This is a genomic window from Bacillus sp. 2205SS5-2 (assembly GCF_037024155.1).
Lineage (GTDB): Bacteria > Bacillota > Bacilli > Bacillales > Bacillaceae_K > Bacillus_CI.
The window spans coordinates 20,696-27,427 of sequence record NZ_JAYKTS010000044.1; the positions used below are offsets into that span (position 1 = coordinate 20,696).

Consider the following 6,732-nt stretch of genomic DNA (forward strand, 5'->3'; position numbering starts at 1 on the left):
GTATTATCCACTTAAAATTTTTTAATGAGAAATGAACCTTTTTAGGTTAGGGTATTTCCTTTTTAGCTTACAGACCATCCCTCAATCCTTGTAGTGGTTGTCAAGTGCTTTCCTTGATAACCACTACAAGGATTGAGATACTTCATAATGCTAAAAGGTATGTTTATCTCTCCTTTTTTTGATGATTAAGGGCACGGCACGAAGGCAAAAATCTCTACTCCGATGAGCATACTGATATCCGTGGGTCTACACATTTTATCTCTCCGTCTAAGAAGCTTTCACGAACTTTGTACGAGCGATCACCTCTTAAGGCTAGCTCAAGTATGCGTCGTGAGTCCTTCTAACGGTTTTTACCTTTGCCTTCGAGCCCTACCCTTACTCCTTTTTTTCTCCATGTTTTAAGAATTTTCATATTAAGAATGTTTGGTTACAGGTTCTTCAATTCTTTGAGATATTGCCCAAATAAATCCTGAAAGCTCTCTAGCTAAGGTAGTTATAGCTTTTCCTGCTGGTTTACCACGTCCTAAAAGTCGGAAGTACCTTTTATGAAGGCGTTGTTGTGCCTTCCAGGATATTCCTGTTATACTAGCGGGTTGACCCTCTTGCCGCTTCAGTAATTTCCCTTTAACGCATGGTTGGTATCGATAACTCCATGCAGATTCTATTAGGAGCCTTCTAACATGTCGGTTTCGAGTCTTGGTGATTTTCCCTTGTTTTCTTACTTCTCCACTTGAACTCTCGCTTGGAACCAGGCCGGTATAAGCCATAAATTGTTTGGGGGTTTGGAATCGTTTGAAAGAACCAATTTCTGCCACCAAACTAGTAGCTGTTATAACGGCTACTCCCTTTAACACCTGAAGAGCTTGAATCATCGGTGCGTGGACTCCTTCTCTAGATTCTCTTTCAATTTCTTGCTCATATCGCTTTAATCGTTGTTGAATTTCCTTCAAATGTTGGAGGTATTCCGTAAAGACAGTTTGAGAAGAATTTCGCTCAAATTTTAGTTTATCGAGCCAATCCCAGTATTTTTTTGTCCATTTCTTAACACCTATAGATGGCTTGATGTCGTTTCTTAAAAGGTACTTCACCAGTCTATGTTTAGCACGTAATTCATCTTCTTTTATATCTTCCCGCGCTCGAACTAAATCCCGCAGTGCTTCATCATCTTCTGAAGGTATATAAATCGGTGAAAGCTCTCCCGAACGATAGAGTCTGGCTAACTTTAATGCGTCTCGCCGATCTGTCTTTACTCGTTCTCCTGGTTTTTGAGGAATCAACGAAGGCGCAATAACCTCACATTCAATTCCCATACTCAAAAAGAATCGGTAAATTCCATAACCAGTCGGACCTGCTTCGTAACATATGCGAAGATTCTCTTGTTTCCCTATTTTTTTCATTACTCTCCTAAGTGCTTCTGGAGTATTTGGAATCATTCCATAGTAAACCGGTTCACTTCGACCTTCTTCTGCATAAGCCACTGCAATTTTTTCCTTTGAGACGTCTAAACCTACGTATTTTGTGTCATCCTTCATAATAACTAGCTCCTTTCGTAATGTAGCTCTAATTTGGTTTATTTACCATTAACAGTCTAACCAGATTAACCTACGTTGTTACGAGTAAGGAGCTAGTTTCGTTCATGATAACTTTGTTGCCGTATCATACAACAAAGTATGGAAACATTCTTTTCTTTTTCCTCATTTTGGGTTGAAAACGCTGCGAAAAGACGCCCGAAGTCATTCTTCATCACGATAGGAGGGCTCATTCGAAAAGCCACAATTTTTGCGAAAACAGCCATTAATAAGCAACTTTTGTATTTTTTATGTTCTTATCTCCAGCACGATTCATGAATGATACATGTAAAAAGATACACTGTATTCGTAAGTAGTTTCTAATACTACACTCATTTCCCCTACAACTGTGGTCTGATTTTCAAATTCTTCAACAGAATAAATGGAGTTTGAACTCTTCTATCATTAATTCAAATCTAGCTTGATCATTTATATTGCTTTAATCAACAATCCTGAATCTAAAATTTTGTTTGTATTCTTTAAGAAAGGTGGTTTCACGAAAAGAGTTATTATTTACTGCTGTATATATTCAGTAAACAATGGGGTTCCGAACATTTTTACAATTATTTTATGCGAAATCCATACCTGTATGAAGCATTTCATTCATAATATCCTTTAAATGAAATCACTCCTGAGAGAAGCGCACTAGCAAAGAAGGCTGTACTTCAACCATAGAAATATGGGTCTACTGGCACAAAAAAAAGAAGATTTCTCTTCCCATTCAACTACTCATCATGAGCACATTTCGTCTATGAGTCAACCATTTCAAACTCTCTGGATTATAGCCGACAATCAATTTTTTTCCATCTGTTAAGATCGGTCTGCGTAATAATTTCGGTTCATCAATGAGGATTTGAACAACTTTTGAAAGAGGTAACTCGTTTAAATCTTCTTGTAAATTTTTATAAGATTCACTTCGAGTCGCCAGTATTTCATCCAAGCCCTCCGTCGTTAAAGAAAGTAGCTTTAATAATTCATCCTGATTCGGAGTTTCTCGAAAAAGGTGGCGTTCTTTGAAATCAACTGCGTTTGTAGTTAACCACTTTTTCGCTTTTCGACAAGACGTACAACTTGGATAAGTGTAAAACATTAGTTCCGCCATTAAATTCAGCTCCTTTTCTCATTAGTGACTTCTCTCTATCTTATATATATATTGTATATCATTTGTATAATGTTTGTGTAGTTTTTTCATCAAAAATTTGTGAACAAAATAAGAAATTTGCTCAAAACTGATATTATGGCATATCTTCTTCTATAGATAACGTTATAATAGGGGTAATCATCGAAGTAATGAGGTGTTTATGGTGGACCAAACGTTACGAATTACAAATACATTATCAGATCCAACACGTTACTCGATTTATCAATACGTACTTCAAAAACAAACCGAAGTAACAGTTCAAGAAGTAGCAGACGAATTTCATATCCATCCAAATGTCGCCCGCCTTCATTTATCTAAACTTGAGGATGTAGAGATAATAGTCTCCGATCTTCACAAAACGGGTAAAGGTGGGCGTCCTGGGAAAGTATATATGTTGTCTAAACAGGTTGTTCAACTCTCTTTTCCAAAGCGGGACTATCAACTTTTATCTGATATCGCCCTAAAAGCCTTATCATCATTAGGTGATCATGGAATTCAGCTTCTTCAGGAAGAAGGAAAAAAGCAAGGCTTTGAAATGATTGAAGATAAATTAAAACATCAAAAGAAAAACATTCAAGAATTAGACTTTCAAGATAAGATTGAGTTGTTCCGGGATATCTCTTCCTCTGTTGGTTACTTTCCTAGAATAAAAAAAGAGAATAATGGTTATTCGTTAAATTTTGATATTTTTAATTGCCCTTTTAAAGAAAAAGCCCTGCATAACTCAGAGCAGGTGTGCACTATGCATAATGCCTATTTAAACGGTGCCTTCCAAGCACTTTTTGATGTCACCGAATTTAAGCAATTTGAAAATATGACTTCACACTGCGATACGTGCCGATACCGAGTAAATGTAACAAACTAGCTGTAATGATATTTACATTTCGCCAATCTTTCCTTATAATAATGAAGATGGATTGTGGCGTAAAGGAGGGATACATATGGAACGTATGTACAGAGTTCTTGGTTTCTGGACTGGAATCTTCGCTGTGATGTTCTATCTAGGGCATATGCCTCAGACTTCACTGATTTTCCTAGGTCAAACTGGATTTTTTATCCTTTTAAGTTATTTAAAATTGTCTGAACGTATGTATATTTATGTGTTTGGCGCATATTTAACAGTTTTCTTTGCTGGCTTCACTTACTGGACGACTTTTATGATGACTCCTGGTGTGGGTGGACATTAAAACTGCAAATAAAAAAAACCATTCTCCTTATGAGAAGGTTTTTTTTATTTGTAGTTTTAAAAACCATTCAAAAAGGGATTACTGTCCATTTCGTCCCTAATCGTTGTTTCAGGACCATGCCCAGATAAAACGAGCGTATCTTCAGGAAGTTGTAGTAACTGACTATGTATGGACTTAAGTAATACATCATGATTTCCACCTGGTAGATCCGTTCTTCCGATTCCCCCCTGAAAGAGTGCATCGCCCGAAATCACCGCTTCTTCAGCCTTGCTGTAGAAAGAAATACTTCCTGGGGAATGTCCTGGCGTTCGCATTATATTAAGCTGGAAAGTACCTATCTCGAGAGAATGTTCCTCTGAAATGAAAACATTTGCTGGATTGATCTTGACCTCATTTCCCATCATAAAAAATTGTGATCCATTCAAAGATGAATCCCCTAACCATTTTTCTTCTTTTTTATGTAGATATACCGGAATCGAATAATGGTCACGTAGGGCATCAACAGCACCGATATGATCAAAATGAGCGTGGGTTAATAATATTGCCAAGGGAGTATATTTTCGAGCGTTGATCAGACTGATCAGCTTTTCTCCTTCTGCACCTGGATCAAAAATAAGACACTCTCTGTTTTGGTTCTTCAAGAAATAACAATTTGTTTGCAACGGGCCAAGTGGTATTCTTTCCCAATTCATTTTTTCATCCTCCAATCACTACAACAATCATACCATGTGTAAGTTATTCTTTCTATTTATTCCATGATATCTCCGCTCTAATCTGGATTAGACCTCGACAAATCCTTAAAAAAAATATAAAATATTGATTGAGTATATATTAGCTACATACGATCATTATACTTAATGATTGCACAATAGGAAGGAGCATGTGAAATGGGTTTCGCTATTATAACAGCCTTAGTAACTGTACTAGCATTATTCTCTAGTATTTCTGCACTAAAAAACAAAAATCTTTTAGGTATTGTTTTCGGAATTGGTACTTTAGGTGTATTTGGATGGTTTACCATTGCTACATTATATTTCCAAGCTTTCCCTGCAGTCGCACATTAATCTCAGTGGATTGCTATAGGAGTTAAAACAATCTGTGTTGCGTTTTACCTCAAATTAAAAAAGAGCCTTCAAGGCTCTTTTTTATGTTAATTTCTTTTGAACCGATTCGAGTTTGTCCGCCATATTACGCGATTGATCTCTTCGATCATCAATTCTTATATTGGTTGCCACGCGTTGAATTCCTTGTTGAAAAGGAGCATCATGGATTCTCTGTATGACCTCAAATAATACAGGTAGGTTCCCTTCAATTAATGTACTCATGGGAGTTAATTGAAATGAAATAAGCCCTTCCTTTTCAAAGCCTTCTAGGATCTGTTGAATTTTTGCTACATAGCTGCTAACACTTGGTGTTTCCGTTCCTATTGGTATTATCGTTACGTCTACTATTGCCATTACTCGGTCACCTCTCCTTTTTCTTCTACGAGCTGAATGATCTCTGATTTTTCTACGTCAATCAACTTTTCCCCCTGATAGCCATATAAACAAAGAGAGCCAATACTATTACAGAGTAGCGGTTCGTTTTCTACTTTGTCAAATAACACGTTTTCTTTTCCTTTGCTAGCATCCCATTGAACTAATTGATATTGATCCTGATATGCATCCATTAATCCACTTTGATAGGGAACAAACGTGAAGAAAGATTCTTCTCCTTGTGAATAAAAAGGAACAAGCCAATTAGAATACTTATCGAGATGTGGAACTGTAAAAGAAGCACTCAGTTTTTCACTTGATCGCCCGAAAAAGTCATAACGGGCTTTATCTAGGTCATCTTCTGTAACGATAATTTCCATTAGAAAGTCTTCAAATACGTCAAACTGATATACCTCTTCATTCAACAGCTTTTCATCTTTATGAAAGCCGCTTTCATAAAGTGGAGCCGTTAATTGAATGTCAGAAGTACTCCACCTTTGATAAAGCCAAGTGTCCTCATTTCTCCATGTTAAAAATGGCTCTGCCTCTTCAAGAACTATCAGATCATTATTAGAAAGATTCCAGAGAAAGGTTTGATGGTTCCAATGTTCATCAAACTTCGTAATAAATAATAAACCTTCTTCAAAATCATTCCACTTTGACATCAATTCATAAGAAGGAATGTCTTTTTCTTGTAATACATTCCCTTTCATGTCAATAATAACAAGATGTGCAGAATATGTAATTGGAGCAGTATGTACCATCAACTGCTGTTTCGATTTACTTATAAGTGCTTCCACAAAAGGATGTTCAGTTTTATAGATTAATGACTCTTCTTCCGTGTAAAGATGATAGCGAATTATTTGGTGAGTACCCTTCACATTGCTCACATACAGAATTTCTTCTTCATTCACCCATCCGATTACCTTTACCAAGTCATTCGTATCCAGCTCTAACGTCTTCACTTCTCTAGGCTCTTCATCAAGTGGCAAAACTTCTGGAGGTGTTTGAGAAGACTCATTTGAATTTGAAGTGATTTCCTCGACACCATTTCTACTTTGACAACTGATTAATAATGGAATCAAGCAAAATAACCAAATACTCCATCGTACTTTTATCATTATACCCCCCCTAATTGAACCTCCATAGTATTTGACGAAATAGTCCTATCAATAGTTTCAATTATTTCACTTTTATTAAAATTATTTTTCATTTATATAGGCTCTTTTTATACGAAAATGGGTTTTGATGCTGATTTTGACACAAAAAAGCACCCTCCCTAAAATGGAATGACCATTTTTAAAGATTGGCTATGGCACCATTACTTGATTTAAGCTGGTTTTGATTTTTGGATATCTACC

Annotated in this window: 8 protein-coding genes; 3 read left to right on the forward strand and 5 right to left on the reverse strand. The window is 36.4% G+C overall.

What is annotated here, in order from left to right:
- Window positions 1-413: 413 nt before the first annotated feature.
- Both U8D43_RS19375 and mgsR read right to left on the reverse strand, forming a co-directional pair.
- A complete protein-coding gene (locus U8D43_RS19375) occupies window positions 414-1,532 on the reverse strand; it encodes an IS110 family RNA-guided transposase (RefSeq protein ID WP_335872810.1) in 1,119 nt (372 codons plus the stop codon).
- A 757-nt stretch (window positions 1,533-2,289) separates the two neighbouring features.
- Window positions 2,290-2,670: a transcriptional regulator MgsR gene (gene mgsR, locus U8D43_RS19380; RefSeq protein ID WP_335872811.1), complete on the reverse strand. Its 381-nt coding sequence runs from the start codon at window positions 2,668-2,670 to the stop codon at window positions 2,290-2,292.
- A gap of 199 nt (window positions 2,671-2,869) precedes the next feature.
- On the opposite strand from mgsR, the gene U8D43_RS19385 reads away from it, so the two are divergent.
- Window positions 2,870-3,574, forward strand: coding sequence for a helix-turn-helix transcriptional regulator (locus U8D43_RS19385; RefSeq protein WP_335872812.1), 705 nt, complete (start codon window positions 2,870-2,872; stop codon window positions 3,572-3,574).
- A 76-nt stretch (window positions 3,575-3,650) separates the two neighbouring features.
- Window positions 3,651-3,896 (forward strand): DUF2626 domain-containing protein, encoded by a 246-nt coding sequence (locus tag U8D43_RS19390; protein ID WP_335872813.1) that lies wholly within the window; start codon window positions 3,651-3,653, stop codon window positions 3,894-3,896.
- Window positions 3,897-3,952: 56 nt separating this feature from the next.
- Here U8D43_RS19390 and U8D43_RS19395 read toward each other — a convergent pair whose 3' ends face one another.
- Window positions 3,953-4,588, reverse strand: a complete 636-nt coding sequence (locus U8D43_RS19395) for an MBL fold metallo-hydrolase (RefSeq protein ID WP_335872814.1) — start codon at window positions 4,586-4,588, stop codon at window positions 3,953-3,955.
- A gap of 195 nt (window positions 4,589-4,783) precedes the next feature.
- On the opposite strand from U8D43_RS19395, the gene U8D43_RS19400 reads away from it, so the two are divergent.
- Window positions 4,784-4,960, forward strand: a complete 177-nt coding sequence (locus U8D43_RS19400) for a DUF2759 domain-containing protein (RefSeq protein WP_335872815.1) — start codon at window positions 4,784-4,786, stop codon at window positions 4,958-4,960.
- Window positions 4,961-5,041: 81 nt separating this feature from the next.
- Here U8D43_RS19400 and U8D43_RS19405 read toward each other — a convergent pair whose 3' ends face one another.
- Together U8D43_RS19405 and U8D43_RS19410 are read right to left on the reverse strand one after the other, a co-directional pair.
- Window positions 5,042-5,353 carry an MTH1187 family thiamine-binding protein gene (locus tag U8D43_RS19405; protein ID WP_335872816.1) on the reverse strand — a complete coding sequence of 104 codons (312 nt, stop codon included), beginning with the start codon at window positions 5,351-5,353 and terminating at the stop codon, window positions 5,042-5,044.
- Window positions 5,353-6,492, reverse strand: a complete 1,140-nt coding sequence (locus tag U8D43_RS19410) for a YqgU-like beta propeller domain-containing protein (RefSeq protein ID WP_335872817.1) — start codon at window positions 6,490-6,492, stop codon at window positions 5,353-5,355. The genes U8D43_RS19405 and U8D43_RS19410 overlap by 1 nt, the downstream gene beginning before the upstream one ends.
- Window positions 6,493-6,732 lie beyond the last annotated feature (240 nt).

What these genes read in the sequence shown, in the direction of transcription:
- U8D43_RS19400 (WP_335872815.1), top strand. Translation starts at nt 4,784, where the DNA reads ATGGGTTTCGCTATTATAACAGCCTTAGTAACTGTACTAGCATTATTC.
- mgsR (WP_335872811.1), bottom strand. Translation starts at nt 2,670, where the DNA reads ATGGCGGAACTAATGTTTTACACTTATCCAAGTTGTACGTCTTGTCGA.
- U8D43_RS19410 (WP_335872817.1), bottom strand. Translation starts at nt 6,492, where the DNA reads ATGATAAAAGTACGATGGAGTATTTGGTTATTTTGCTTGATTCCATTA.
- U8D43_RS19385 (WP_335872812.1), top strand. Translation starts at nt 2,870, where the DNA reads ATGGTGGACCAAACGTTACGAATTACAAATACATTATCAGATCCAACA.
- U8D43_RS19405 (WP_335872816.1), bottom strand. Translation starts at nt 5,353, where the DNA reads ATGGCAATAGTAGACGTAACGATAATACCAATAGGAACGGAAACACCA.
- U8D43_RS19395 (WP_335872814.1), bottom strand. Translation starts at nt 4,588, where the DNA reads ATGAATTGGGAAAGAATACCACTTGGCCCGTTGCAAACAAATTGTTAT.
- U8D43_RS19390 (WP_335872813.1), top strand. Translation starts at nt 3,651, where the DNA reads ATGGAACGTATGTACAGAGTTCTTGGTTTCTGGACTGGAATCTTCGCT.
- U8D43_RS19375 (WP_335872810.1), bottom strand. Translation starts at nt 1,532, where the DNA reads ATGAAGGATGACACAAAATACGTAGGTTTAGACGTCTCAAAGGAAAAA.